Origin of the sequence: Sphingobium abikonense NBRC 16140 (genome assembly GCF_001598335.1) — a bacterium.
Classification (GTDB): domain Bacteria; phylum Pseudomonadota; class Alphaproteobacteria; order Sphingomonadales; family Sphingomonadaceae; genus Sphingobium; species Sphingobium abikonense.
On the sequence record NZ_BCYT01000001.1, the window covers coordinates 216269 to 242827 of the forward strand.

20 protein-coding genes and 1 tRNA gene are annotated in these 26559 nt (G+C 62.5%); 16 read left to right on the forward strand and 5 right to left on the reverse strand.

The features are described from left to right. Window positions 1–5 precede the first annotated feature (5 nt). Together hslU and hslV are read right to left on the reverse strand one after the other, a co-directional pair. Complete coding sequence (gene hslU / locus SAB01S_RS00975) at window positions 6–1307, reverse strand: ATP-dependent protease ATPase subunit HslU (protein ID WP_062731310.1); 1302 nt, start codon at window positions 1305–1307, stop codon at window positions 6–8. A 24-nt stretch (window positions 1308–1331) separates the two neighbouring features. Next, complete coding sequence (gene hslV / locus SAB01S_RS00980; protein WP_062731311.1) at window positions 1332–1901, reverse strand: ATP-dependent protease subunit HslV; 570 nt, start codon at window positions 1899–1901, stop codon at window positions 1332–1334. A 175-nt stretch (window positions 1902–2076) separates the two neighbouring features. Between hslV and SAB01S_RS00985 the strand changes: the two genes are divergently transcribed. The 3 genes from SAB01S_RS00985 (at window position 2077) to SAB01S_RS00995 (ending at window position 4816) form a co-directional block, all read left to right on the forward strand. Beyond that, on the forward strand, window positions 2077–2265 hold the full coding sequence (locus tag SAB01S_RS00985) for a hypothetical protein (protein ID WP_062731312.1): 189 nt from the start codon (window positions 2077–2079) through the stop codon (window positions 2263–2265). A 130-nt stretch (window positions 2266–2395) separates the two neighbouring features. Then, window positions 2396–2470, forward strand: a tRNA-Val gene (locus SAB01S_RS00990). Between the two features lie 117 nt (window positions 2471–2587). After that, entirely contained in the window at window positions 2588–4816 is a 2229-nt protein-coding gene (locus SAB01S_RS00995; RefSeq protein ID WP_062731498.1) for a S9 family peptidase, read from the forward strand. A 9-nt stretch (window positions 4817–4825) separates the two neighbouring features. On the opposite strand, the gene SAB01S_RS01000 is transcribed toward SAB01S_RS00995, so the two are convergent. Continuing rightward, window positions 4826–5536 (reverse strand): class I SAM-dependent methyltransferase, encoded by a 711-nt coding sequence (locus SAB01S_RS01000; RefSeq protein ID WP_062731313.1) that lies wholly within the window; start codon window positions 5534–5536, stop codon window positions 4826–4828. A 162-nt stretch (window positions 5537–5698) separates the two neighbouring features. Between SAB01S_RS01000 and SAB01S_RS01005 the strand changes: the two genes are divergently transcribed. The 5 genes from SAB01S_RS01005 (at window position 5699) to SAB01S_RS01025 (ending at window position 11226) form a co-directional block, all read left to right on the forward strand. Beyond that, window positions 5699–6724, forward strand: coding sequence for an aspartate-semialdehyde dehydrogenase (locus tag SAB01S_RS01005; RefSeq protein ID WP_062731314.1), 1026 nt, complete (start codon window positions 5699–5701; stop codon window positions 6722–6724). Window positions 6725–6731: 7 nt separating this feature from the next. Next, on the forward strand, window positions 6732–7415 hold the full coding sequence (locus SAB01S_RS01010; RefSeq protein WP_062731315.1) for a DUF2238 domain-containing protein: 684 nt from the start codon (window positions 6732–6734) through the stop codon (window positions 7413–7415). After that, window positions 7415–8176 (forward strand): alpha/beta fold hydrolase, encoded by a 762-nt coding sequence (locus SAB01S_RS01015; RefSeq protein WP_062731316.1) that lies wholly within the window; start codon window positions 7415–7417, stop codon window positions 8174–8176. The genes SAB01S_RS01010 and SAB01S_RS01015 overlap by 1 nt, the downstream gene beginning before the upstream one ends. A gap of 52 nt (window positions 8177–8228) precedes the next feature. After that, window positions 8229–10049, forward strand: a complete 1821-nt coding sequence (locus tag SAB01S_RS01020) for a M2 family metallopeptidase (protein ID WP_062731317.1) — start codon at window positions 8229–8231, stop codon at window positions 10047–10049. A gap of 79 nt (window positions 10050–10128) precedes the next feature. Further along, window positions 10129–11226, forward strand: a complete 1098-nt coding sequence (locus SAB01S_RS01025) for a GGDEF domain-containing protein (protein WP_245646379.1) — start codon at window positions 10129–10131, stop codon at window positions 11224–11226. A 9-nt stretch (window positions 11227–11235) separates the two neighbouring features. Here the strand turns inward: SAB01S_RS01025 and SAB01S_RS01030 are convergent, their stop codons facing one another. Next, window positions 11236–12690, reverse strand: coding sequence for an AMP nucleosidase (locus SAB01S_RS01030; RefSeq protein ID WP_062731319.1), 1455 nt, complete (start codon window positions 12688–12690; stop codon window positions 11236–11238). A 79-nt stretch (window positions 12691–12769) separates the two neighbouring features. Then, on the reverse strand, window positions 12770–13252 hold the full coding sequence (locus SAB01S_RS01035) for a peroxiredoxin (protein WP_062731320.1): 483 nt from the start codon (window positions 13250–13252) through the stop codon (window positions 12770–12772). A 144-nt stretch (window positions 13253–13396) separates the two neighbouring features. Here SAB01S_RS01035 and SAB01S_RS01040 point away from each other — a divergent pair, with 144 nt between their 5' ends. From SAB01S_RS01040 to addA, 8 genes are all read left to right on the forward strand, one after another. Then, the gene (locus tag SAB01S_RS01040; RefSeq protein WP_062731321.1) at window positions 13397–13957 is read left to right on the forward strand and encodes a YqgE/AlgH family protein; all 561 of its coding nucleotides are present in this window, start codon (window positions 13397–13399) and stop codon (window positions 13955–13957) included. Window positions 13958–14080: 123 nt separating this feature from the next. Continuing rightward, window positions 14081–15505 carry an adenosylhomocysteinase gene (gene ahcY, locus SAB01S_RS01045; protein ID WP_439646637.1) on the forward strand — a complete coding sequence of 475 codons (1425 nt, stop codon included), beginning with the start codon at window positions 14081–14083 and terminating at the stop codon, window positions 15503–15505. A 173-nt stretch (window positions 15506–15678) separates the two neighbouring features. Next, window positions 15679–18027: a sensor histidine kinase gene (locus tag SAB01S_RS01050; protein WP_062731322.1), complete on the forward strand. Its 2349-nt coding sequence runs from the start codon at window positions 15679–15681 to the stop codon at window positions 18025–18027. Continuing rightward, a complete protein-coding gene (gene tsaE, locus SAB01S_RS01055) occupies window positions 18020–18478 on the forward strand; it encodes a tRNA (adenosine(37)-N6)-threonylcarbamoyltransferase complex ATPase subunit type 1 TsaE (RefSeq protein WP_062731323.1) in 459 nt (152 codons plus the stop codon). The genes SAB01S_RS01050 and tsaE overlap by 8 nt, the downstream gene beginning before the upstream one ends. Beyond that, window positions 18475–19461, forward strand: a complete 987-nt coding sequence (locus SAB01S_RS01060) for an aminoglycoside phosphotransferase family protein (protein WP_174525597.1) — start codon at window positions 18475–18477, stop codon at window positions 19459–19461. Before tsaE ends, SAB01S_RS01060 begins: the two co-directional genes overlap by 4 nt. Window positions 19462–19471: 10 nt before the next feature. Further along, window positions 19472–20182, forward strand: a complete 711-nt coding sequence (locus SAB01S_RS01065; protein ID WP_062731500.1) for a nucleotidyltransferase family protein — start codon at window positions 19472–19474, stop codon at window positions 20180–20182. After that, window positions 20175–23144: a double-strand break repair protein AddB gene (addB, locus tag SAB01S_RS01070; RefSeq protein ID WP_062731325.1), complete on the forward strand. Its 2970-nt coding sequence runs from the start codon at window positions 20175–20177 to the stop codon at window positions 23142–23144. The genes SAB01S_RS01065 and addB overlap by 8 nt, the downstream gene beginning before the upstream one ends. Then, window positions 23125–26559 (forward strand): double-strand break repair helicase AddA, encoded by a 3435-nt coding sequence (gene addA / locus SAB01S_RS01075; RefSeq protein ID WP_062731326.1) that lies wholly within the window; start codon window positions 23125–23127, stop codon window positions 26557–26559. The genes addB and addA overlap by 20 nt, the downstream gene beginning before the upstream one ends.

The following is a 26559-nucleotide window of genomic DNA, read 5'->3' on the forward strand; positions in this document are numbered from 1 at the left end:
GCGGTTCAGAGTACGTATTTGCTAAGGTCCGTGTCGCGCGCCACGGCGCTCAGTTGCTTTTCAACATAGGCGGCGTTGATCACGAGGGTTTCGCCGCGCCTGTCCTCCGCATCAAAGCTGACATCTTCCAGCAGCTTTTCCATAACCGTCTGTAGGCGGCGTGCGCCGATATTCTCGACCTCGCTATTGACCTCCGCGGCGATCTTGGCGACGGCGCGAATGCCCTCGGGCGTCAGGTCGATCGTCACCTCCTCGGTTGCCAGGAGCGCCCGATATTGCGTGACAAGGCTTGCCTTGGTGTCGGACAGGATCGCCACGAAATCCTCTTCGGTAAGCGCCTTCAACTCGACACGGATCGGCAGGCGGCCCTGCAATTCGGGCAACAGATCACTGGGTTTGGCGACATGGAATGCGCCCGACGCGATGAAGAGGATATGATCGGTCTTGAGCGGGCCATATTTGGTCGCCACGGTCGTCCCCTCGATCAGTGGCAGCAGGTCGCGCTGTACGCCTTCGCGGCTTACCGAACCGCCACGCACATCGCTGACCGCGATCTTGTCGATTTCATCGAGGAACACGATGCCATTTTGTTCGGCGCTGGTGATGGCGACGCGGGCGACGTCATCCTGGTCCAGCCGCTTGTCCTGCTCTTCCTCGACAAGCTTGTCCCAAGCATCGGCGACGCGCATCTTGCGCCGCTTTTTTTGGGTCTGGCCAAATGCCTTGGACATCATGTCGGACAGGTTGATCATGCCGACCTGACCGCCCATTCCGGGGATCTCCATCGGCATGGAGGGGCTGTCGGCGACGTCGACCTCCACCTCGACATCGTTCATCTGGTCATTCTCGATCTTCTGGCGGAACGACAGGCGCGTGGCCTCACTCGCTTCCTTGCCGGTGAGCGCATCGAGCAGACGCGCCATGGCGGCCTCTGACGCGGCTTCACGCACCGCCTCGCGGCGACGATCCTTTTCCAGCCGCACCGCTTCCTCGACCAGATCGCGGACGATCTGCTCGACGTCCCGGCCGACATAGCCCACCTCGGTGAATTTGGTCGCTTCCACTTTCACGAACGGCGCGTCGGCCAGCTTGGCGAGGCGACGGCTGATCTCCGTCTTGCCGCACCCCGTCGGGCCGATCATCAGGATGTTCTTGGGCGTCACTTCGTCGCGCAGATCGGCGGACAGATGCTGCCGCCGCCAGCGGTTGCGCAGCGCGACCGCGACGGCGCGCTTGGCGTCCTGCTGTCCGATGATATGCGCGTCCAACGCAGCGACGATGGCTTTGGGCGTAAGATTGTCGTTCATGATCTCTTCTTGGGAAACTGGAGGTCAGGCAACGCTGTCGAGCGCTTCGATCGTCAATTGATCATTGGTGTAGACGCAAATGTCGGCAGCAACGGCCATCGCCTTGTGCGCCAGTGTTTCAGCGTCCTGCTCATAGTCGATAAGCGCCCGGGCCGCGGCGAGCGCGAAGTTGCCGCCCGACCCGATCGCTGCGACGCCGTTCAATGGCTCAAGGACATCGCCATTACCGGTCAAAATCAACGTCACGTCCTTGTCGGCGACGATCATCATCGCCTCCAGATTGCGCAGATATTTGTCGGTGCGCCAATCCTTTGCCAGTTCCACGGCGGCGCGCATGAGCTGACCATTGTGGCGTTCCAGCTTTGCTTCCAGCCGTTCGAACAGCGTGAAAGCATCGGCGGTCGCGCCGGCAAAGCCGCCAATCACGCTGCCATCATGGAGGCGGCGGACCTTGCGGGCGTTGGGCTTCATCACGGTCTGCCCCATGGACACCTGGCCGTCGCCGGCCACGATGACTTTTCCATTTTTTCGGACGGACATGATGGTGGTGCCATGCCAGACGGGCATGGAGGATGCGCGAGATTGATCGGTCATGCCGCGCGATATGGGACGCCGTGCGGAGGCGCGCAAGAGTCGGCATTCCCACCGTCACCTGTGTCGTTAATGCGACAGATATATTTCAAAGCTGTGCCGGAACCAATGTGGGTCAATTGACATTGTGCAGCGCACAACGAATGATCAGCTATCGGTTTCGACAGGAGCGAGTAGGATGACTCTCAAGGCCAGGGCCATGGAAAAGGTCGAGCGGGCGGGGATATCCAATTACAGCTTTGACGAAGACGTGCTTGTCATGTGCGGCGTGCGCTACACGATTGATGTGTGTGACTGTGGCGAGGCGGATTGCGACGGCGTCAAATTGACCCGCCACTTGGCCGCCATCAATCTCAACCTGCAATAGGCCTGTATACCCTTGTGCTGTCCCAGCATGACGATAATCCAGGATCGGGCAGGAGCATTTTTGCGTGCGATTGCGCGAAGCGGTTGACAGTCTACTTCGCCAATGTCAAAGGCCGCCTCCTCCTTACAGGGGGCGCGTAGCTCAGCGGTAGAGCACACCCTTCACACGGGTGGGGTCACAGGTTCAATCCCTGTCGCGCCCACCATCATCCTCGGTGGTGATGGCTGGACAGTATATTTCCCGGCATTGATCTTTTCTTGTCCATGACGCTAAGCCAGCGCCATCAAAGGGTGCGGCAGCGCGCCCAGTGGAAAGGACGATCATGCCCCCTTATCTGAAATTCGGCGCGGCTCTTGGCGCCTTGCTGGCCATCCACAGCGTGCCCAGCCATGCCGACGAGAATGGCCCGCTGACACTCGAACGGGTTTTCGCCAGTCCAGATCTCGCCGGCCCGCAACCGCGTGCGCTCAAACTCTCGCCCGACGGCACGCTCGTCACCTTACTGAAGCCGCGCGCTGACGAAAAGGAGCGGCTCGACCTGTGGGCCATCGATACGCGCTCCGGGGCGGAGCGGATGCTGGTCGACTCGAAGAAGACGGGCAGCGGTGCTGCGTTGAGCGAAGCCGAAAAGATGCAGCGTGAGCGTGACCGATCGGTTGCCGGCAGCACGGGCATCACCAGCTATGACTGGTCGCCCGACGGCAAAACGATATTGGTGCCTGTTGACGGCGACCTGTATCTGGCGGCGCTTGATGGCAAGGTCACGCGGCTGACCGATACGCCGGGAGGAGAGCTCAATGGCGTGGTGAGTCCGAAGGGCGGTTTCGTCTCTTTCGTGCGCGATGGCAATCTGTTCGTCCAGCCCATCGGCAGCGCTGAACGTCAAGTCACGCAGGGCGCCAGCGACACCCTGAACTGGGGTGTGGCCGAATTTGTCGCGCAGGAGGAAATGGATCGCCGCACCGGCTATTGGTGGTCGCCCGATGACCGGATGATCGCCGTCGCGCGCGTGGACGAAAGCCCCGTCGGCATCGTCACCCGCACGGCCATCGGCGGCGAGGGCACGAAGGTCTATCAGCAGCGCTATCCTGCGGCCGGCACGCCCAACGCCATGGTCGACCTGTTCGTGATGAAGCCTGACGGGTCAGGGCAGGTCCAGGTCGATCTTGGCTCGGATAAGGATATTTACCTGGCGCGCGTGGACTGGTCGAAGGACGGTCGCACGCTCTTTGTACAGAGGGAAAGCCGCGACCAGAAGCGCCTCGATCTGCTGGCCGTTGACCCGATGACCGGTAATGCGCGGATCGTGCTGACTGAAACGGCGAAAAGCTGGATCAACCTGTCCAACAATTTCCATCCCTTGCGTGACGACAGCTTTTTGTGGTGGTCGGAGCGTTCGGGCCATGGCCATCTGTATCGCGTTGACGGAAAAAAATGGACCGCACTGACCAACGGCGATTGGGAAGTGCGTGACATTGTCGGCGTGGACGAGGACAAGGGCCTTGTTTACTTCACCGGCAATCGCGAAACCCCGCTTGAGCAACAGCTGTACGTCACATCTTTCGCCACGCCGGGCCCAGCGCGACTGTTGACCAGTGCGGGGTGGTGGAATGACGCCGTCATGGACGATGCGGCAAGCCGGGTCGTCGTGTCGCGTCAAAATACGGACCAGCCCAAGCAGGTCTATCTGGCCGATAGCGACGGCAAGCAATTGCAATGGTTGTCGCAGAACGCGCTGACTGGCGATCATCCCTACGCGCCCTATGTCGCAAGTCACGTCAAGACACGCTTTGGCACGGTGAAAGCGAAAGACGGCACGACGCTCTACACCAAGATGCTGACACCGCCGCTGGAGCCGGGCAAGCGCTACCCGGTCTTCATGATCCATTATGGCGGCCCCGGCGGCGGCCGGCAGGTGACGAACAGCTGGTCGGGCGCGCTCAATCAATATCTGGTCGACCGGGGCTGGATCGTCTTTGCGATCGACAATCGCGGCACGCCTGATCGCGGCAAGGCGTTTGAGGACCATCTGTACCGGGCGATGGGCACGGTCGAGGTCGAGGACCAACTGACCGGCGTCGAATGGCTCAAAAATCAGCCTTTCGTCGATTCCGACCGGATCGCCACCTATGGCTGGTCCTATGGCGGTTATATGTCGCTTAAATTGCTGGAAAAGGCGCCAGGGACGTTCGCAGCTGCGGTCGCGGGCGCACCGGTGACGAAATGGGAACTGTACGACACCCATTATACCGAACGCTATCTGGGCCAGCCGCAGGACAAGCCGAGTGCCTATCCGGCTGCCGGCGCGGTCGAAGATTCGGTCAAGATCAGCGATCCGATGCTTCTGATCCACGGCATGTCGGATGATAATGTCGTTTTCGACAATGCGACGGCACTGATGGCGAAGATGCAGAGCGGGGCGGTGCCGTTCGAGATGATGGCCTATCCGGGGCAAACACACCGCGTCGGCGGGCCGGGCATCAGCGTGCATCTGTGGCGCACGATCGAGAATTTCCTGGCCGACCATGCTGGTGGCCCGGCAACACGATAAGTGATTGCGCTATCGCCAGGCGTGGAACACCGCCCGGCGATAGCGGTCCTTGCGGCGGAAGGGCATGGCCCATTTGCGCCACCCCTTGTTATCGAGCGCTCCGGGCAAAACGGCAAAGCGCGTATAGCCAAAACGCCGGCACATCTCGCGCAGGGCCAGGATATTGGGCGCCCAGAAATTGGTCGGATCGCGGTCCAGTTCCAGTTCCGTGAACAGACGCATTGCAGGCACCGGTTCGTGGCGCAGCGCCGTCACCGTCTCCAGCACCAAATGATCCCGGCTCATTGCGGCGGCGGCTTCCAAAATGCGATAGGGGTCGGTGACGTGATAGAGAACGCCGAGCAGCAGAACGGTGTCGAACTGGCCCAATTCCTCTACCCGATGCTGGGCAACGTCCAAGTCAAGCGATCGAACCTTTGATCCAAATCGGGCATGCGCATGATCGAACCCGCTTTTGTCGCCCCATCCCTGACCCGACCAGCAGAAATGATCCGTCGCCAGGACTTCGGCCGCGCCGCGTCTTTCGGCTTCAAAGGAAAAAAATCCGTCCCACGCACCGATGTCGAGCACGCGCCTACCGGCCAGCGGCTGATTAAAAATCTGGTCGGCCTCCTCGCGCAGCGATGCGAGCGGCTTGATGCCCTCCACCTGCTCACCATCGGGAAATTCGAAACTGTGAAACCATTGCTGGGGCAGAGGGGGCAACGAACGGGACGACATCAATGGATTTTCCGATGACAGGAGGAAGAGGAAAGGCGCGATCGATTAAGGCTGTGGCAGTGGCACGCTATGGGATCGAAAAGCCCTTCTTTCTGGACAAACGCCCCAGTATCGCTATGCCGCCCCCTCCGCAATATGTGCATCGGAGTGGAGTTTTCAGTCATGGGTTACAAGGTCGTCGTCGTCGGAGCCACCGGGAATGTGGGCCGCGAAATGCTGACCATTCTCGCCGAGCGCGAGTTCCCGATTGACGAGATCGCGGCGGTCGCATCGCCGCGGTCGCAGGGCACCGAAATTGAATTCGGTGAAACCGGCAAGATGCTCAAATGCAAGAATATCGAACATTTCAACTTTACCGGCTGGGATATCGCCCTGTTCGCCGCCGGGTCCGGCCCGACGGCCGAATATGCGCCCAAGGCGGCGGCGGCCGGCTGCGTCGTGATCGACAATAGCTCGCTTTATCGCATGGACCCGGACGTTCCGCTGGTTGTGCCGGAGGTGAACCCGGAAGCGGTCGATGGCTATACGAAGAAAAATATCATCGCCAATCCCAACTGCTCGACCGCGCAGATGGTCGTGGCCCTGAAGCCTCTGCATGACGCCGCGACGATCAAGCGTGTCGTCGTTGCTACCTACCAGTCGGTTTCCGGCGCGGGGAAGGCTGGCATGGACGAATTGTTCGAGCAGAGCCGCAATATCTTCGTCGGTGATCAGGCCGAGCCCAAGAAGTTCACCAAGCAGATCGCCTTCAACGTGATCCCGCATATCGACGTTTTCCTGGACGATGGGTCGACCAAGGAAGAATGGAAGATGGTGGCGGAGACGAAGAAAATCCTCGACCCGAAGGTCAAGGTCACGGCGACATGCGTGCGCGTGCCAGTCTTTGTCGGCCATAGCGAAGCGCTCAATATCGAGTTTGAGAAGGAGATTTCGGCGAAGGAAGCGCAGGATATCCTGCGCGAGGCGCCGGGCATCATGCTGGTGGATAAGCGGGAGGATGGCGGTTACGTCACCCCGGTCGAGTGCGTCGGTGATTATGCGACCTTCATCAGCCGGGTGCGGGAAGATTCGACTGTCGAAAACGGCCTCAACATCTGGTGCGTCAGCGATAATTTGCGCAAGGGCGCGGCTCTGAACGCGGTGCAGATCGCGGAACTGCTGGGACGCCGTCACCTCAAAAAGGGCTGATCGCCCGATGGTATCCGGCGTTGGCGGGGCGTGGCGTTCTCTGCCGCGCCCGCAACGCCGGATGATCCTGCTGCTGCTGGCGGCCATTGTGTTGGCCAATGTCGCCCAGCCTTTTCCCGATCTAGCGCCGCTTCAACATGGCCCCACCCTTGTTCTCGCGCTAGTCGCCCCCTGGTTGCTGCAGAGCTGGCCCTTGTCCGATCGGGCGGTGGGCTGCGTCTGGCTGTTTCTGTTGCTCCACAGTTTCGCCGCCAGGTGGATTTACAGCTATGTGCCTTATGACGATTGGGCGCGACTGCTGACCGGTCATGATATCTCCGGGCTTCTGGGCCTGCGCCGCAATGGCTTTGACCGTCTCGTCCATTTTGCATTCGGCGCGCTGTTGATGACGCCCTTGGCGGAAGTCGCGCAGAGGTATGGCAGGATGGCGCATCGCTGGAGCCTCGCCTTCGCCTTTGCCGCCATCGGGCTTGGCAGCGCACTTTATGAAATCTTCGAATGGCTGTTGACCATTGTCGCGGCAGGCGGGACGGCCGATTACTATAATGGTCAGCAGGGCGATCTGTGGGATGCACAAAAGGATATGGCGATCGCGCATGCTGGCGCCGCGCTGATATTCATACGCCTGTTGCGCCAAGGCGGGCGACCCCATATCGGCAAGCTGCATTTGCCGCAAAAGGAACAGCATTGATGACCGACCTGCCGATCGAACGTCATGATATCGAGGGGTTCGACGGCCTGCCAATCGCCGTGCATATGGTCGGGCAGGGGCGGGACCTGGTGCTGATCCATGGGTATTTCTCCAACGCATGGACCAACTGGATCCGTTATGGCCATGCTGCAAAGCTGGTGGAGGCGGGGTTTCGACTGATCCTGCCGGACCTGCGCGGTCACGGGGAGAGTGCAAAGCCGCATGACGCCGCCGCCTATCCACCAGACGCACTGACCGATGACAATCTCGGACTTATCGAGCAGCTGGGCCTGACCGATTATGACCTTGGCGGTTATTCCCTCGGCGCGCGCACAACTGTGCGGATGCTCGCGCGCGGCGCGACCCCCCGCCGCGTGATACTGAGCGGCATGGGTTTGCGCGGCCTTACCCAGACGCTCGACAATGGCGGCTATTACACCAATGTCCTCACCAATCTCGGCACCTTCGCGCGCGGCACGTCGGAATGGATGACCGAAGCTTTTTTGAAGACGACCAAGGGCGATCCGGTCGCGCTGCTGCATATTCTCAAGACCTTTGTCGACACGCCCGCTGACGTCATCGCCAGTTTCCCGCAGCGCACGGCTGTCATCTGCGGGGCGGACGACGACAGCAACGGCAGCGCGCATGAGCTGGCGGACATTTTGCGCGACGGCCGCTATTTTGAAGTGCCCGGCAATCATATGAATGCTGTGACGCGCAAGGAGCTCGGGCAGGCGATGGTGGATTTCCTCACCGCTTGACTGTGTCGGTCGAGCAAGCCAGTCTCCCGGCATAACGTTCAGGGGACTATCCATGAAAATCGCGATTTCGCTGGCCGCACTTGCGGCCGCCCTTGTTGCCACGCCGGCGCTCGCGCAGGCTGCACCGCCCGCTGCGCCGACCGCGACGGAAGCGGAAGCCTTCCTGACCAAGGCGGAAAAGGCGCTGTTCGACCAGTCGATCATCAGCGGCCGGGCGGCATGGATCAACGCAACCTATATCACCGACGACACGGACGCGATCGCATCCTATTTCGGGGCCATCGATACGAAGCAGCGGGTCGACTTTGCGCTGGAGGCGGCGAAATATGCCGCTGCGCCGGCCCTGTCCGCTGAAACCAAGCGACGGCTCAACCTGTTGCAGACCGCTTTGACGCTACCCGCGCCGACAACGCCCGGTGCCGCTGAGGAACTGAACGAACTCGCGACAAAGCTTCAATCGGCCTATGGCAAGGGCAAGGGAACGCTCAAGGGCCAGCCGATCAACGGCAGCGACATTGAAGAGCAGATGGGGATCAACCGCAATCCCGATGAGCTAAAGGAAATGTGGGTCAGTTGGCACGACAATGTCGGCGCGCCCATGCGCGACGATTATGTCAAACTTGTCGGCATTGCAAACGCCGGGTCCAAGGAACTGGGCTTTACCGATACAGGCGCCATGTGGCGTTCCAAATATGACATGCCCGCCGACGACTTCGCCAAGCTGACCGACAAGATCTGGGCCGAGGTCAAGCCGCTCTATGACGAATTGCACTGCTACACGCGCACCAAGCTGAACGAAAAATATGGCGATGCGGTGCAGCCAGCGACCGGGCCGATCCGCGCTGACCTGCTGGGCAATATGTGGGCACAGGAATGGGGCAATATCTATGATGTTGTCGCGCCCGCAGGCGCCGGCGACCTTGGCTATGACGTCACCGAATTGCTCACCGCCAAGGGCTATGACCCGGTCAAGATGGTCAAGGCAGGAGAGGGTTTCTACAGCTCGCTCGGCTTCGATCCGTTGCCGCAGACATTCTGGGAACGCTCACAGATCGTAAAGCCCCGCGACCGTGAAGTCGTCTGCCATGCGTCGGCCTGGGACCTCGACAACAAGGACGATATCCGCATCAAGATGTGCACCAAGGTGAATGGCGACGACTTCGTCACCATTCATCACGAATTGGGGCATAATTATTATCAGCGTGCCTACCAGATTCAAAAGCCGCTCTATCTCGACGGGGCCAATGACGGCTTCCACGAAGCGATCGGTGATTTCATCGCCTTGTCCATCACCCCTGATTATCTGGTGAAGATCGGCCTCCTCGATCCTGCCAAGGTGCCCGGCGCGGACAAGGATCTGGGGCTGCTGCTGCGTCAGGCCATGGACAAGGTCGCGTTCCTGCCCTTTGGCCTGCTGATCGACAAATGGCGCTGGGGCGTGTTCGACGGGTCCATCCCGCAGGGCCAGTATGAAAAGGGCTGGAACGACCTGCGCCTGCAATATCAGGGTATCGTGCCGCCAGTCCCTCGTGACGAGACGAAGTTCGATCCGGGCGGCAAATATCATATTCCGGGGAATACGCCCTATACCCGCTATTTCCTGGCCCGCGTCCTGCAATTCCAGTTTTACGAAGCCGCCTGCCGCCAGGCTGGATGGAAAGGCCCGCTGCACCGCTGTTCCTTCTACGGGAACAAGCAAGTGGGAGAAAAGCTCAACGCCATGCTGGAAATGGGCGCGTCGAAACCATGGCCCGACGCGTTGCAGGCTTTCACGGGCAAGCGCGAAATGTCGGGCAAGGCGCTGGTGAATTATTTCGCGCCATTGCAGAAGTGGTTGATCGAACAGAATAAAGGCAAGTCTTGTGGCTGGTAAGCCGCAGTAAAAGTTGGTAAACGACCCCTTAATGAGTGGGCCGGCTATCCTTCTTTCGCTGCTTTTTGGAACTGCCGTTGTGACGACGATCGCCCTGGCGATCGCCTTCGCACATTTTGGCAGGCAAAGGCATGTCCTGACATGGACCGCATCCTATGGTGCCGGCATCCTGCAGTGGCTGGCCAATGCCGCCGGCTTTTTTCTGCAAAGCGCCGCAATGTTCATCGTCACCGGAATCACGCTGATCGTCAGTGCGTCGCTGCTGGCGATCGGCATACGGCAACGGTCTGGTCGACGCGTGCACATCATGGCCTTTGCCGTCCCGGCGACTGTCGTATGTGTCGCGATTGCGGTCGCGATTGGCGTTTTTGGCAACCAGATCATGCAGGGCATGATCATTCCGGCCTATGTCGGGCTGTTGCTGCTCGTCAGCGCAGCGTCGCTCTGGCCACTCGACCGGGCGATGACGCCTCCAGAAAAGGCGCTTTTCGCCTGCCTCATCCTCTTTGCGCTATGTCAGTTGGCGCTGGCTGTTTCGGCGACCTTCATTCGCAGTGCGACTGAAGGGAAGGATCTCTACCGCAATATTTTGAGCCTGGGCATGCCGACAATCTATGTCGGTACGGCCATTTCAGCTGTGCTGGTGGTCGCGGGCGACCTTGCCCAGCAATTGCGCAGCCAGATGCGCCATGATTCGCTGACCGAAGTGCTCAATCGTCGCGGGCTGGAAGAAGCTGCGGCTCAGGCCATCGCCCAGGCGCGCCGCCATGACCGCCCCCTGTCCCTCGTCATTTGCGACCTTGATGGGTTCAAGGCGCTTAATGATACGTACGGGCATATTGCCGGGGATCATGCGCTCAAGGGCTTTGCGCGATTGCTGACGCTGGCGGTGCGTCGCGGCGACATCGTCGGGCGGATGGGCGGCGACGAGTTCGGCCTGTTGCTGCAGGATAGCGATGCGCAGGCGGCGGCCGACGTGATGGAGCGGGTGCGGCTGGAGGTCGCTCATCTGTCTTTGCCGCGTGTGTCCGACGGCACGTTGCGCGCCAGCTTTGGCGTTGCCGCCTTGCTTGCCGACGATCGGACCTTGGAAGACATGGTCCATCGCGCCGACGCGGCGCTCTACACCGCCAAAAAGCTGGGCAAGAACCGCGTCAGCATTGCCAGCGCCGCCTGACCTGTCCTGTCAGCGGAATGGCGGTTCGTTGAAGGCGCGCAGCTTGCGACTGTGCAGTTTCGCGCCCTGCTGGCGCAGCAATTCGCACGTCATGATGCCGACGCGCAAATGCCCGGCTATCGCCTCCTCATAGAAGCGGTTGGCCTGACCAGGCAGCTTGAGTTCGCCATGAATGGGCTTGTCCGACACGCATAAAAGTGTTCCGTATGGCACGCGAAAGCGATAGCCCTGCGCCGCAATCGTTGCTGATTCCATGTCGATCCCAACGGCGCGCGATAGGCTGAAGCGCAGCGCGGAATGCGAATAGCGCAATTCCCAGTTGCGATCATCGGTCGTCACCACGGTCCCGGTGCGCAGGCGTCGCTTGAAATCCTCGGCATCGTTGCCGCCCAGCACAGTTTCCGCCGCGCTCGCCATCGCAACCTGCACTTCCGCGATCGCCGGCACGGGAATTTCCGGCGGCAGCATCGCATCCAGCACCTTGTCGTCGCGCAGATAGGCATGAGCCAGCACATAGTCACCGATGCGCTGACTGGGGCGCAGTCCGCCGCAATGTCCGATCATCAGCCAGGCTTCGGGACGCACCACGGCCAGATGGTCGCAGATCGTCTTGGCATTGGCCGGTCCGACGCCGATGTTGACCAGTGTGATTCCACTACGATCGGGCGCCATCAGGTGATAGGCCGGCATCTGATGCTTGCGCCAAGCGCCTTCCGCAATGGCGGCATGGGGATCAGCGGTGTCTTTCGTGACATAGACGCCGCCCGCGCCCGACAGGCCCGTGAACCGGCTCCCTTTACCTTGCAGTTCGCCGCACGCCCAGGCGACGAATTCATCGACATAGCGATGATAGTTGGTGAAAAGGATGTAGCGCTGAACATGCTCGGCCGGTGTGCCGGTATAATGTTTCAGCCGCGCCAGGGAGAAATCGGTTCGCAAGCCATCGAACAGGGCGAGGGGCCTGTCCCCATCCGCGTCCGGCATGAACAGCCCGTCGGCAATTTCATCGCCAATCTCCGCCAATTCGGTCGCCGGGAAATAGCGCGCCAGTTCCGTCGGCGGCGTTCCGTCCAGCGCATTGATATCCAGTCCATCAAGAACATAGGGGAACGGGATTTGCTGCTCGCTCGGGCCGACTTCGACCTCCACGCCATAGTCGCGCACCAGCAGGTCGATCTGTTCTGCGAGATATTCCGCGAACATGGCGGGCCGCGTGATCGTGGTCACGTAGCGCCCCGGTTTGGACAGGCGCGCAAAAGAGCGGCCCAGCGGAGGCACATCGCTGTCGCGCCGATAAGTGATGCGCAGTTCGGGATAGCAAAAGCGGCGGTCGCTGCGGGCTTGCGGGGGGGGCACGCTGCCATCGCGCGCATAAGCGCGCATCGCCTCGCGCAACGTTTCAATGGCGGTCTGATAAATCTGGTCGAGTTGCCCGACCGTGGCTTTGCCGATGCTTTGAGTCATCGCCTCCCGTTACCGCCTTTCGATGACGGAAGGAAGACCGCGCGCCAGTTGTAGGAAACCTGGCGCGCGGTGTAGGGGATCAAAGCTTTTCGAGCATATATTCCGCCGAGGAAACCTTGAAATCGCCCGGCTCTTCGACATTGAGATCTTCGACGACGCCGTCCTTGACAATCATCGAGAAGCGCTGGCCCCGCGTTCCCAGACCAAATTTGCTGCCGTCCATGGTCAGGCCCACTGCCTTGGCAAAATCGCCATTGCCGTCGGCGAGCATGGTCACCTTTTCATCGGCGCCGGTAGACTTGCCCCAGGCGCCCATTACGAAAGCGTCATTGACTGCGGTGCATGCGATTTCGTCCACGCCCTTCGCCTTGAGTGCATCGGCCTTTTCGATGAAGCCGGGCAGATGTTTGGCCGAGCAGGTGGGTGTGAAGGCGCCCGGCACCGAGAAGATCGCGACCGTCTTGCCGCCGAAAAAGTCATCCGACGATACCGGCTCCGGGCCGTTTTCCGTCATCTTGGTAAAGGTGGTGCTTGGAATGCGGTCGCCCTTGGAAATCGTCATGCTGTATCTCCTGCCTATTTACGCGGCGGGAGGTCGGTTGCGAGCGGCGGGATGTCAAGGCACGGGTGCACGAATATGGCAGGGCGCTCTACGCACCGGGCCGGCCGTCCTTGGCAAGCACGGCGAGCCTTCTATATTTGGATCATGGACCAGGCCCAATTTTATGGCGGTAATTTTTTGCTCGCCCTTCCCGGCATGCAGGATCAGCGTTTCGATCATTCGGTGCTGGCGCTCTGCGTGCATGATGCGGATGGGGCGCTGGGGATCGCGGTGAGCGAGGAAATGGAGGGGCTGGGCCTGCGAGAATTGCTGGAGAGTTTCGATATCGACGCCAGCAAAGTGCCCGATACGCCGGTGCTGCGCGGCGGTCCGGTGGAGCCGCGACGGGGCTTTGTGCTTCATTCGCTCGATTGGGCCGGACAGGATATGATGCAGGTCAATGACCAATGGGGCCTGTCGGGTTCGCTGGATATATTGAAGGCGATTGCCGAATTGCGTGGCCCCAGCCGCTATCTGGTGGCGCTGGGCTATGCTGGTTGGGGCGCTGGGCAGCTTGAGGAGGAGATGACCGGAGAAAGCTGGTTCCTGGCCCCAGGTAACGCTGACCTGCTGTTCGATACACCGACACGACGCAAATGGTCCGCTATCTTTGCTGCATCGGGCGTCGACTCAACGCATCTGGTCGGCGGAGCCGGATTGGCATGATGCGCTGGCATTACGCTACATAAAGAAAACTTTATATTGAGTTGCCTTGGTTGGCGCCGGTTGGTAAAGCGCTGCTCATCCCGCCGCCGGATCGTCCGCCGGCGCGCATCTGATATTTCAAGAATGGAGACGCCCGTGGCCACCGCCCCCGCTGCCCAGACCCAGGATTATGTGATTGCCGACATCGGCCTTGCCGGCTTTGGCCGCAAGGAAATCGAGATTGCAGAAACCGAAATGCCAGGCCTCATGGCCCTGCGCCAGGAATTCGGCGCGACCAAGCCGCTGAAGGGCGCGCGGATCACCGGTTCGCTGCACATGACGATCCAGACCGCCGTGCTGATCGAGACGCTGGCGGATTTGGGCGCGGAACTGCGCTGGGCCTCGTGCAACATCTTTTCGACCCAGGACCACGCCGCCGCGGCCATCGCGCAGCGCGGTATTCCCGTGTTCGCCGTCAAGGGCGAAACGCTGGAGGAATATTGGGATTATGTCGTCAAGATTTTCGACTGGGGTCAGGATACGACCTGCAACATGATCCTGGACGATGGCGGCGACGCCACCATGTTCGCGCTGTGGGGCGCACGGGTCGAGGCTGGCGAGGAACTATTCACCCCGACGAATGAGGAAGAGGAAATCTTCGTCGCGACGCTGAAGCGTTTTCTGGCTGAACGGCCCGGCTACCTCACCAAGACCGTTCAGGCGATCAAGGGTGTGTCGGAGGAAACCACCACCGGCGTCCATCGCCTGTATGAACTGGCCAAGAAGGGCAAGCTGCCGTTCCCGGCGATCAACGTGAACGATAGCGTCACCAAGTCAAAGTTCGACAATCTCTATGGCTGCAAGGAAAGCCTCGTTGACGCGATCCGTCGTGCCACTGACGTCATGCTGGCTGGCAAGGTCGCGGTCGTCGCGGGCTTTGGGGATGTGGGCAAAGGCAGCGCGGCCTCGCTGCGCAACGGCGGCGCACGCGTTCTCGTGACCGAAGTCGATCCGATCTGCGCATTGCAGGCCGCGATGGAAGGCTATGAGGTCGTGACGATGGAGGAAGCCGCTCCCCGCGCCGACATCTTCGTCACCGCGACCGGAAACGCCGACGTCATCACCGTCGACCATATGCGCGCGATGAAGAATATGGCGATCGTCTGCAACATCGGCCACTTCGACAGCGAGATCCAGATTGCGGGCCTCAACAATATGAAGTGGACCGAGATCAAGCCGCAGGTCGACGAGGTCGAATTCGCCGATGGCAAGAAGATCATCGTGCTGGCAAAGGGGCGCCTGGTCAATCTGGGCTGCGCCACCGGCCACCCCAGCTTCGTGATGTCGTCCAGCTTCACTAACCAGGTGTTGGCCCAGATCGAACTGTGGACCAAGGCGGACGAGTATAAGAACGAGGTCTATGTTCTTCCCAAGCATCTGGATGAGAAGGTCGCCGCGCTTCATCTTGAGAAGCTGGGCGTCAAATTGTCCACGCTGAGCCAGAAGCAGGCCGACTATATCGGCGTTCCGGTCGAAGGCCCCTTCAAGCCCGACCATTATCGCTACTAAGCGCGACACCCGAAAAGGGGAGGCGAAATGCCTCCCCTTTTTTTTACGCCCAGTGCCCCCATCTCGCGCATGAATCTTTGAGTCCACCGCTTCCCGCTCCGCGCGTTCTGCGTTAGGTCGGTCGCAGATATGACGAGCAACGGGCAGGTAGCGCAGATGGGGGCCAATCGCCGATGACGGCGCTGTCGCCTGTAGCCGCGATGATTTTGGGCATTGTACTCGCCCTCTGGCTGGGTGCGGCCATCTGGGCGGTGATGAGCGGCCAGCGCATGCGTCGGGACGGCACGCAGTCGCAGGGCAAGATCGACCGTCTGACCATGTTGCTGGCGTCCGCGCCGGCGGCGCCGGTAATCGTTCATCCCGATGGACGACTGGAGGCGGCGGACAGGCTCGCCAAATGGCTTGGCCGCACCCGCGCGCCCAATTTTCTCTCAGAATTGACCGCCGAAGATGGCGGGATCGAGCCGGAAGACGCCGGGGCGCTTGCGCAGGATATTGCGGCGGCCCAGCGCGCCGGCAAAAGCTTCGCGCGTGCCGTCCGGGGCATCAATTCCACCCGGCTGCTGCTCGTTCGCGGGGCGCCCGCTGGCCCGGAACTGGCTGATAGCGGCGGGGTTCTGCTATGGGTTTTTGACGCTACTGACAGCCAGGCCGAAATCCAGTCGCTGCGAAGTCAGGTCGCGCAATTGCGGGAGGCACTGGAGGCGCTTGCCGGCTTGGTGGAAGCGGCGCCCTTCCCGATGTGGCATCGCACCTCCGACCTTCGGCTCAGTCTGGTCAACAGCGCCTATGTCCGCGCTGTTGATGCTGAGGACGCTGCCGATGTCATCGCTCAGGGCATCGAGCTCGTCGAGTCGGTGGGCGGCGTCCCGCCGGAAGCCGCTGCAGCGGATGCGATGGCGCGCGATCAATTGGTGGAACGCATGGTGCCTGCCACGATCGACGGCGAACGGCGGATGATGCGCGTCGTCGACGTGCCATTAGGGGAGGCTGGCATCGCTGGTTACGCGGTCGATCAGCACGAACTGGAGCAAGCGCGGGTAGAGGGGCGGCGCATCGAAGCGGCGCAACGCGACCTGCTCGACCGTTTGTCCGCAGGCGTCGCCCGCTTCGGCTCCGATCGCACGCTGCGCTTCTGGAACCAGCCTTTCATGAGCCTATTTGGCCTGCGGCAGGAGGCTCTGGCGGACGCACCCGTTTTCGAGCGTGTCCTGGACCAGATGCGCGACGCCCGTCGCCTGCCCGAGCATCGCGATTTCCCGGCCTGGCGGTCCGAGCGGCGCGACTGGTTCCTGTCGCCTGAACCTCTGGAAGAGAATTGGCTGCTGCAGGACGGCACCCATTTGCGCGTCTACGCCCAGCCGCTCCCCGATGGCGGGTTGCTGCTGATTTTCGAGGACCGGACGGAACAGGTGCAACTTTCGAGCGCGCGGGACACGCTGCTGCGCGTTCGAACAGCTACATTTGATAATCTGTTCGAATCGATCGGCGTCTTTGCCGCGGATGGTCGCCTGCAAATGTGGAACAGCCGGTTCCGTATGATCTGGGGCGCGAGCGAGGAACTGCTGGCCACCCATCCGCGCATCGACGACCTCATGCGCGACGTGCAATCCTGCCTCGCCAAGCCCGAGCAAGGCAATCTGGTCCGCGAACTGGTGCGCGCCGCCACGGTGGAGCGCAAGCAGCGCATGGGGCATGTCGGCTTTGCCGATGGCCGCATTTTCGAATTCGCCGCCATTCCGCTACCCGACGGCAATGCGCTTTTCACTATGCTGGATGTGACGGACAGCCGCCGGGTCGAGCAGGTGCTGCGCGATCGCAATGAAGCGCTGGAGCAGGCGGACAAGATCAAGACCGCCTTCGTCACCAATATGAGCTATGAATTGCGCACGCCGCTGACGACCATAGCGGGGTTCGCCGAAATGATGAGTGCCGGCTATGCAGGCGAACTGCCTGAACCGGCCCAGGACTATGTCGCCGGTATCCTTCAAAGCACGGGCCGTCTGTCGATGCTGATCGACAATGTGCTGGACCTGACGCAGAGCGAGGCAGGCACCTTGCCGATTGAGCGACTTCCCGTCGATCTTGGCGCGCTGGCCAGCGCGCGCGTCGAGCGATTGCGGGGGGAAGCTGCGTCCAAGGGCATGGACCTGGCGCTTGACCTCACGCCTGCTATGGGCGTGGTGCGCGGGGACGAGCGGCGGATCAGCCAATGTATCGACCATCTGTTGGAAAACGCCTTGACCTATTGCAGCCGGGGCGCCCGCATCCTGCTGCATGGCGATGGCACGGCCGACCGGGCGCGCATCGTCATTTCGGACAATGGGCCTGGCATTCCAACCGAGCGGCAGCAGGCCATTTTCGAGCCGCTGGTGCGGGCAGAACAAGCGCGCAGCGGCGCCAAGGCGGGCATGGGTCTGCCCCTGGCCCGCCAGTTTGTGCAGGCGCATGGCGGCACGCTGGAGCTTGTGTCCCAGAAAGGGCAGGGGACAATGATCCTAATCGAACTACCCCGTGGCTGATCTGGTTGTCGATCTGCCCGACGAATCGACCATGGTGGCGTTCGGCCGACGCCTTGCCCAGCACGTGCGAATCGGCGACGTGATCGCGCTGGAGGGCGGGCTTGGCGCGGGGAAAACCACGCTGGCGCGCGGTTTGCTGGAAGCGCTCGGCCTGCAAGGCGAAGCGCCCAGCCCCAGCTTCGCCATCGTCCAGCCCTATGATGTGCCGGAAGTCCGGCTACCTGTTACGCATGTCGATCTGTATCGGCTGGACGACGTCGCGGAAACGGAAGAATTGGCGCTGGGCGACTATCTGATGGACGCAATGCTGTTGATCGAATGGCCCGATCGGCTGGGGGCTTCGCTTTGGCCGCACAGCCTGCGCCTTACCATAGAGATATTGGAGGACGGCGCGCGACGCTTGACAGCGGACGTGCCGGGCGCTTGGACGGACCGATGGTCCCAGATTTGATCCCGCCCGTTGCCGCCCCTGCTTTTCTCGCTCAGGCGGGCTGGGGTGATGCCGCAATCCTGCCGCTGGCATGTGACGCATCCTTCCGCCGCTATTTTCGTGTGGTCCGGTCCCACGGGCAGGCCGTGTTGATGGACGCGCCCCCGCCACAGGAAGATCCGCGTCCCTTCATCGCGATCGCCGAACGCTTGCGACAGGACGGCTTTGCAGCGCCGCGCATCTTGGCGCGCGATCTGGAACGGGGATTGGTGCTGATCGAGGATTTTGGCGACCTGCGCGTCAAGGAACATCTGGACGTGCATCCAGGCGACGAATTGTCGGTCTATACGCGCGCTGTCGACCTGCTTGCAGAATTGCATCGGTTGCCGCCCGCCGATTTGCCCCCCTATGATCGCGCTGTCTACCAGCGGGAAACCGGCTTGCTGACGGAATATTTCTGCCCCGCTGTTGGCGTCTCGGTCGATGTCGATGCCTATGTTGGCGCGTGGGATCAGGTGCTGCCTCTGGTCGAGCAATCGGTCAGCGCGCCGGTCACAGTGCTGCGCGACTATCATGCCGAAAATATCATGCTGATCGACGATCCGACGTCGCATGGCCTGGGGCTGCTCGATTTCCAGGACGCTTTGGTCGGCCACCCAGCCTATGATCTTGTGTCCTTGTTGCAGGATGCGCGGCGCGACGTTCCTCTGGCGGTGGAGGCAGCGATGCTGGATCATTATCGCGCCATCGCGTCGCCGCCCGCGGACTTCGACGCGGCCTATGCCGTGTTGGGCGCTCAGCGCAACGCCAAGATCATCGGCATCTTCACGCGCCTGTGGAAGCGCGATGGCAAGCCGCGTTATCTGTCCTATCTGCCGCGCATGTGGGGCCTGCTGGAGCGCGATCTGGCCCATCCCGCGTTGGCGCCGGTCGCGTCGTGGTTTGCGCAGAATATCCCGGCGGAAAAGCGGCATCGCGCGCTTGAAGCCCACGCGCTGGCATAAGGCGGCGATGATGATCGATACGGCGATGCTGATGGCGGCGGGGCTGGGCAAACGGATGCGTCCGCTTACCGCCACGCGCCCAAAACCCCTGGTCAAGGTGGCGGGCAAGCCCCTGATGGACCATGCGCTCGATCGGCTGGAGGCCGGGGGCGTGCGCAAGGTAGTGGTGAACGTCCATTATCTCGCCGACACGGTCGAAGCCCATCTGAAGGCGCGGAAGTGCGGGCTAGAATTCATCGTTTCCGACGAGCGTGCCAAGCTGCTGGAAACAGGCGGCGGCCTCATGCAGGCCAAGCCCTTGCTCGGGGACCAGCCCTTCTTCTGCGTCAATAGCGACAATTTCTGGGTGGATGGTCCAACGGAAACCTTCGCCATGATGCGCCGGGTCTGGGATCCCGCGCGCATGGATGCGTTGCTGCTGCTCGTGCCGCAGGCGCGCGCCTATTGCCACAGCGGAATGGGCGACTTTCGGATGGACGCCGATGGCCGGTTGACCCGGCGCCGGGAAGGGCATGTCGCGCCTTTCGTCTATATCGGCATTCAGATATTGTCGCCAGCGCTGCTGGTCGACCCGCCGGGTGACGTTTTTTCCACTAATATCTTCTGGAATCGGGCGATCGAGGCGGGGCGGCTATTCGGCGTATCGCACCAGGGATTATGGTTTGATGTCGGGACGCCGGCGGCGATCCCGGCGGTGGAATCCACGCTCGCTCATGGGTGAACGCGGTCGGCCTGCCCTGTTCACCATTCCGGCGCACCGGGCCTTCGCCGACGCGCTGGTGACGGGGCTGTTGGCACAGCATCGCGGCGACGTGATGGCGCTGGCGCAGGCCATGGTCCTGTTGCCAAACAATCGCGCCATTCGTGCGGTTCGCGACGCCTTCGTGCGGCAATCGGGTGGCGGACTACTGCTTCCCCGCCTGATAGCGATTGGCGATCCCGATCTGGGTGAACAAGTTGGGGGCGCGCTCGACCCGCTGGGCGAAGAGGAGCCGATCCCACCTGCTATCTCGCCGATGCGGCGGCACATGATGCTGGCGCGCATGGTGCAGGATGTTCGGCCCGACGTCGACGCGGGTCAGGCTCTCCAACTTGGTCAGGCCCTTGGCGCGGTGCTCGACCAGATGCAGGTTGAACGAGTGGAGCCCCGCGCGCTGCGCGATCTGGATCTTTCGGCCGACCTGTCGCGGCACTGGCAAGCATCGCTGACGCTGTTCGAGATATTGATCACGCGCTGGCCCGCCGAACTGGCCCGGATCGGCTGCATCGACCTTGCCGACCGGCGCAATTGTCTGTTCGATCGGCTTGCGACCCGATGGGCGCTGCATCCACCCTCCGGTTTCGTGGTTGCCGCCGGCATTTCGACCACGGCTCCAGCGGTTGCCCGACTGCTCCGCTGCATCGCCGAGATGCCCGGCGGCATGGTGGTATTTGCCGGGTTGGACCAGCATATGGATGCCGATGCCTGGGGTGCGATCGGTCCGTTCGATCCCGACCCCGCCACCAAGCAGCGCGCGCCCGGCCACGAAAGCCACCCGCAATATGCGCTCAAGCAATTGCTCGACCGCATGAGCGCGACCCGCGACGATGTCGCGCAATGGCGGTGGGGCAGCGAGCATGATGCCCGCGCGGTGCGGGGGCGCAATATTTCCAACGCGATGCTGCCGCCCCGCTTAACAAGCCGCTGGCGCGACCTCAAGACGGCGGATCGATCGCTGTCAGGGGTCGAGGCATTGGAAGTCGCCACGCCGGGTGAGGAGGCGCAGGCGATCGCCATTGCCCTTCGGGAAGCCCTGGAAACGCCGGGTCGCACCGCAGCGCTCGTGACCCCAGACCGGCAACTGGCGACGCGCGTGTCGGCGCATTTACGCCGCTGGGGCATCGAAGCAGACGATAGCGCCGGGCAGCCGCTCTCGCGCCTCCCTCCCGGAACCTTGCTGATCGCGATCGCCCAGGCAGTGGCCGAACGGTTTGCGCCGGTGCCGCTGCTGACATTGCTCAAGCATCCGCTGGTAATGCGCGGTGAGGGGCGGATCGCCTGGCTAGAAGGGGTGCGCGGGCTCGACCTGTTACTCCGTGGGCCGCGTCCGCAGGCCGGGCTTTTGGGCATAGACCTTCTGCTGCGGCCCCGCGATGACGATCGGCAGCGCGCGCTACGCGAACAGGTGCGCGCCTGGTGGCCAGCGGCCCGCGTCTTGCTGGAGCCGCTTGAAAACGCGTTCGTCGCGCCAACGGGCCTCGCCGGCCAGCTAGCCGCGCTGCGGGAGAGCGCGAGCACCTTGTCAGCGGATGCGATCTGGGCGGGGCATCATGGTCACGCCGCCGCCGACCTGTTCGCGGAGATGGAGGCCGCCGCGCTGGAAGGGCCACGGCAGGCTGATGTCCGCGCCTTGCCCGCGCTGCTGGATGACATGATGAGCGGCCAGTCGGTTCGCCCGCCACAGGGCGGCCATCCTCGGCTGGCCATTCTAGGCTTGATCGAAGCGCGCCTCACTCAAGCCGATCTGATGATTCTGGGCGGCCTCAATGAGGGGATCTGGCCCGGCCTGCCAGCGCCTGACCCCTGGCTCGCACCGCGCATCCGGCGCGACCTGGGCCTGCCAGGATTGGAGACGCGCATCGGGCTGGCCGCGCATGATTTTGCCGGCGCGTTGGGTGCACCCCGCGTGCTCATCACTCGCGCGCGGCGCAGTAGCGGCGGCCCGGCCGTGGCATCGCGCCTGTGGCTGCGCCTGAAAGCGATGGCTGGACCACAATGGAAGACCGCCGATCGCTATGCAGCAATGGCTCGCGGCATGGATGCGCCATCGGCTTATGCTCCAGCCAGACGTCCTGCGCCGTCGCCTCCTCTGACTGCCCGGCCGCGCGTCATTCCCGTCACTGATGTTGATCGGTTGAAGGCCGACCCGTTCGCCTTTTACGCCCGCCGCATACTGCGCCTTTCGCGGCTCGACACTGTAGATGCCGACGCCGGCCCGGCCTGGCGCGGGACGGCGGTTCATGACGTGCTGCAACGCTGGGCGGAAGCAGGCACGCTCGACCCTGCCGACCTGGAAGCACGTGCCCGCGCCATGTTCGACCAGCCCGAAGTCCACCCGCTGCTCAAGGCCCTGTGGCAACCGCGCCTCATCCAATCCATCCGCTGGATCGCCGAAGAAGTCGCGCGTGACAAGGCCGAAGGCCGCGTGATCCTGTCGGTCGAACAGGAAGGCCGGGCGGAGGTCGCGGGAGTCACGCTGATGGGGAAAGCCGACAGGCTCGACCGACTGGCGGACGGGCGGATTGGCATCATCGATTACAAGACCGGCAAACCGCCCAGCGCGCGGCAGGTGAAGGCGGGCTTTTCCCTGCAACTAGGCCTTCTTGGCGTGATCGCGGAAATGGGCGGCTTTGAGGGGTTGGAGCCTATGCCAAAGGCCGGCGATTTCGAATATTGGTCACTCGCGAAGAAGGGGGACCAGTTCGGCTACCGTGAACGGCCGGTCGACCCGATGGGCAAGCGCGACAAGATCGTGACCGAGGAGTTCACAGCCCACGCTCATGCGCATTTTGAAACGTTGGCGAACGACTATCTGCTGGGCAGCGCGCCTTTCGTCGCGCAGCTCAATCCCGAGATCGCCAACTATGGCGATTATGACCAGCTGATGCGGCTGGAAGAATGGTATGGCCGTGAAGATGGCTAAGGCGGGCGCGCTTCAGAAACTGCTCGGCGATCAGGCGCGGGCCGCCGCGCCCGACGCCCATGTGTGGCTTTCGGCATCGGCAGGCACGGGCAAGACCCATGTCCTTACCGCGCGTGTTTTTCGCCTTCTGCTCCAAGGGGTGCGGCCGGAAAATATCCTGTGCCTGACCTTCACGAAAGCAGGCGCGGCCGAAATGGCCGACCGCATCCATGACCGGCTGGCGGCTTGGGTGCAGATGGATGGCCCGGCGCTGGCTGGCGACCTGATGGCGCTGGGCGAGGATCATGGACCGGAAATGCAGGATCATGCCCGGCGCTTGTTCGCCGAAGTGCTGGAGTCTATTGGCGGCCTGCGCATTCAGACCATCCATGGTTTTTGCCAGCAATTGCTGGCGGCCTTTCCATTGGAGGCCGAATTGGCACCGGGGTTCCGCCCGTTGGACCAGCGCGAGCAATCCGCCTTGGCGCGGCAGACTTTGGCGGACCTGGTGGTGCGCGCCCAGGAAGAGGGCGACGACGCGTTGATGACCGCGCTGCAGGCGCTCAGCCTGCGATTGGGCGAGGGAGGCGCGGAAGCTTTCTTGCTGCGCTGCGCGGCACGGGGTGAGGCGATGGACAGCTTGCCGCCTGACATTGCTCCGTGGGTCGCTGCCGAACTGGGTCTGCCGGACGGTGACGTGGACCGGTGGTTGGCAGATCAGTGCCACGACGACGTGTTCGACATGCGCGCGCTCGACTGGATCGTGCGCGCCAATGTCGCTTGGGGCAAGGGTCGGGGGCTGGAGCGGTGCGACCGTATCGCCGCCTGGCGCGCACTCGATACGCCGGGCCGCGCGGCGAATTTGGCCGATTTGCATCGCGCCTGGGCCAAGGCGGATGGCGACATCATCGATGCCAAGGGTTGGGTGCCACCGATCGACGGCTATGGCGACATGGCGGCGCGTTTGCACAGTCGCTGCGGCGAACTGATCGCCCTCAAGCTGCGCGCAGACTATGCCGCGCTGCTCGCGCAGGCCCTCTATGCCGGGCGGGCCTATGCGCGCGATTATGCGAGGGCCAAACATATGGCCGGCGCGGTCGATTTCGACGATCTGATCGCGCGCGCGGCCGCGCTGCTGGAGCAACCCGGCATCGCAGAATGGATTCGTTACAAGTTGGACCAGCGAATCGATCATATCCTGGTCGATGAGGCGCAGGACACCAATGCTGCGCAATGGCGGATTGTCCGGACGCTGGCGGAGGAATTTTTCAGCGGCGCAGGCGCTAAGGGCGACAAGGTTCGCACCATCTTCACCGTCGGCGATTTCAAGCAGGCGATTTTCGGCTTTCAAGGCACCAGTCCCCAGAATTTTGCTGCCGCGCAATTATTGTTCCAGCGCGATGCAATGGGCGCAGGCCATGATTTTCACAGCCTGTCGCTTGACCGGAGTTTCCGATCCACACCGGCCGTTCTGGACGTGGTGGATCGCACTATTGCCACGCTGCGTGCCGAACGGCTTGGGCTGGAGGCGGGCGATGTGCGACATGACAGCGCCAATCGCCATCCGGGTGAAGTGATCCTGTGGAAGCCGGTCATTGCCAAGCTGACGGAGGATGCTGAAGGCGAAGAGGATTGGGCCGACGATCAGGATCGCGTGCTGGCGCAGCGCATCGCGCGGCAGATAAGGCAGTGGATCGACGATGGCGTGATGCTGGAAAGCCGCGGGCGGCCAGTGCGCGCGGGCGACATCATGATCCTGGTGCGCCGACGCAGCGAACTGGCGCGGCTCATCGTCGCGCGCCTGTATGAGGAACAGGTGGCGGTCGCGGGCATCGACCGGTTGCGCCTCAACGCCCCACTCGCGGTGCGCGATCTGCTTGCCGCCTTGCGGTTCGCGGTTCAGCCCGAGGACGAACTCAACCTGGCGTCCTTGCTCGTTTCGCCGCTGATCGGTTGGACGCAGGAAGAACTGATGCAGCGGCTGGTCGGGCGTCGGACGGGTCTATGGCGGCATCTGACCCAGACGCTGGATGACGGAACACTACAGCCCTTGCGCGATCTGCTGGCGGTCGCGGATTTTTCGACGCCTTACCGCTATCTGGAGGCGATATTGTCCGGGCCGATGGACGGCCGCCGCAAGCTGATCTCGCGTCTGGGGGCGGAAGCCGCCGATCCGATCGAGGAACTGCTGAACGCTGCGCTCGCCTTCGAACAGGACGACCATCCCTCGCTCCAGCGCTTCATCGACTGGTTCGACCGGGGTGAGGTGGAAATAGTGCGCGATGCGGCAGGGCAGGGGAATATGCTGCGGCTGTTGACGGTGCATGGCGCAAAGGGGTTGCAGGCGCCGATCGTCATCCTGGCCGACGCCTGCCTGGACCCGGATGCGGGCAATCGCGCCGACATGCTGGAATGGCAGGGTTTGCCGATTCTTCCCCCGCGCAAGGCGGAGCGGCAGGGGCCGATCGGCGAGGTTGCGGAAGAGGCGGCCGCGATCGAGCGGGAGGAGCATTGGCGCCTGCTTTATGTGGCGCTGACCCGGGCCGAGGAAAAGCTGGTGGTTGCCGGATCATTGGGGCCACGGGCAAAGGGCGAAGTGAAGCCGGAAAGCTGGTTTGCCGCCGTCGAAGGCGCGATGGCGTCGCTCGGCGCGGAATGGGAGGCGGACCCGCTATGGGTCGCAGCGCGGCGCTGGTGCGGCACGGAGCCATTGCCTTCCAAAGAGGCAGTGGTCGAGGAAGCGTCTGCCGAACCGGCAATCGACATGCCGTCCTGGCTGCGACAGGCCGCACCCGCCGAAGCGCGGCCGCCGCGACCGCTGGCGCCGTCGGCTCAGGTGGAGGATGATGTTCCCTATCCGCCGCCCACGCCCGCGATGCGAGCGGCGGCAGAGCGCGGACGCTGGTTGCATGCCCTGTTCGAACGGTTGCCTGCCCTTGCATCGGATCAGCGCGCCCAGGCTGCCGACCGCTGGCTGACGCAACAGGGGCTTGCCGACGCAGCCGCGCGACAGATGCTGGTCGAACAGGCGTTGCGCGTGATCGGCGCGCCGGACTTCAAGGACCTGTTTGGACCGGACGCTCTCGCCGAAGCGCCGATAGCGGCGGTGGTGGGCGAAGCGGTGATCGCCGGCACGGTGGATCGCCTGTGCATCGGGCCGGATCGGGTCCAGTTCGTCGATTTCAAGACGGGCAGGATCGCACCGGCGACGCTGGACGACGTTCCGACCTCCCACCTGCGCCAGATGGCGGCCTATGCGTCGGCGCTGGGCGTCATCTTTCCCGGCCGTCGGATCGAGGCCGGCTTGCTCTATACCAGCGTCCCGCGCCTTATCGCGTTGCCACCAGAGCTACTGGCGGCGCACAAGCCCGGCTTTGTCGAGGCGCAGGGAAATTTGCCGCTCCCGCCCGTTGAGCCGGCGGCTCCGTCATCCTAG

What these genes read in the sequence shown, in the direction of transcription:
- addA (WP_062731326.1), top strand. Translation starts at nt 23,125, where the DNA reads ATGGCCGTGAAGATGGCTAAGGCGGGCGCGCTTCAGAAACTGCTCGGC.
- hslV (WP_062731311.1), bottom strand. Translation starts at nt 1,901, where the DNA reads ATGACCGATCAATCTCGCGCATCCTCCATGCCCGTCTGGCATGGCACC.
- ahcY (WP_439646637.1), top strand. Translation starts at nt 14,081, where the DNA reads ATGGAGACGCCCGTGGCCACCGCCCCCGCTGCCCAGACCCAGGATTAT.
- SAB01S_RS01005 (WP_062731314.1), top strand. Translation starts at nt 5,699, where the DNA reads ATGGGTTACAAGGTCGTCGTCGTCGGAGCCACCGGGAATGTGGGCCGC.
- hslU (WP_062731310.1), bottom strand. Translation starts at nt 1,307, where the DNA reads ATGAACGACAATCTTACGCCCAAAGCCATCGTCGCTGCGTTGGACGCG.
- SAB01S_RS01030 (WP_062731319.1), bottom strand. Translation starts at nt 12,690, where the DNA reads ATGACTCAAAGCATCGGCAAAGCCACGGTCGGGCAACTCGACCAGATT.
- SAB01S_RS01050 (WP_062731322.1), top strand. Translation starts at nt 15,679, where the DNA reads ATGACGGCGCTGTCGCCTGTAGCCGCGATGATTTTGGGCATTGTACTC.
- SAB01S_RS01035 (WP_062731320.1), bottom strand. Translation starts at nt 13,252, where the DNA reads ATGACGATTTCCAAGGGCGACCGCATTCCAAGCACCACCTTTACCAAG.
- SAB01S_RS00985 (WP_062731312.1), top strand. Translation starts at nt 2,077, where the DNA reads ATGACTCTCAAGGCCAGGGCCATGGAAAAGGTCGAGCGGGCGGGGATA.
- SAB01S_RS01000 (WP_062731313.1), bottom strand. Translation starts at nt 5,536, where the DNA reads ATGTCGTCCCGTTCGTTGCCCCCTCTGCCCCAGCAATGGTTTCACAGT.
- SAB01S_RS01015 (WP_062731316.1), top strand. Translation starts at nt 7,415, where the DNA reads ATGACCGACCTGCCGATCGAACGTCATGATATCGAGGGGTTCGACGGC.
- addB (WP_062731325.1), top strand. Translation starts at nt 20,175, where the DNA reads ATGGGTGAACGCGGTCGGCCTGCCCTGTTCACCATTCCGGCGCACCGG.
- SAB01S_RS01065 (WP_062731500.1), top strand. Translation starts at nt 19,472, where the DNA reads ATGATCGATACGGCGATGCTGATGGCGGCGGGGCTGGGCAAACGGATG.
- SAB01S_RS01010 (WP_062731315.1), top strand. Translation starts at nt 6,732, where the DNA reads ATGGTATCCGGCGTTGGCGGGGCGTGGCGTTCTCTGCCGCGCCCGCAA.
- SAB01S_RS01020 (WP_062731317.1), top strand. Translation starts at nt 8,229, where the DNA reads ATGAAAATCGCGATTTCGCTGGCCGCACTTGCGGCCGCCCTTGTTGCC.
- SAB01S_RS00995 (WP_062731498.1), top strand. Translation starts at nt 2,588, where the DNA reads ATGCCCCCTTATCTGAAATTCGGCGCGGCTCTTGGCGCCTTGCTGGCC.
- SAB01S_RS01040 (WP_062731321.1), top strand. Translation starts at nt 13,397, where the DNA reads ATGGACCAGGCCCAATTTTATGGCGGTAATTTTTTGCTCGCCCTTCCC.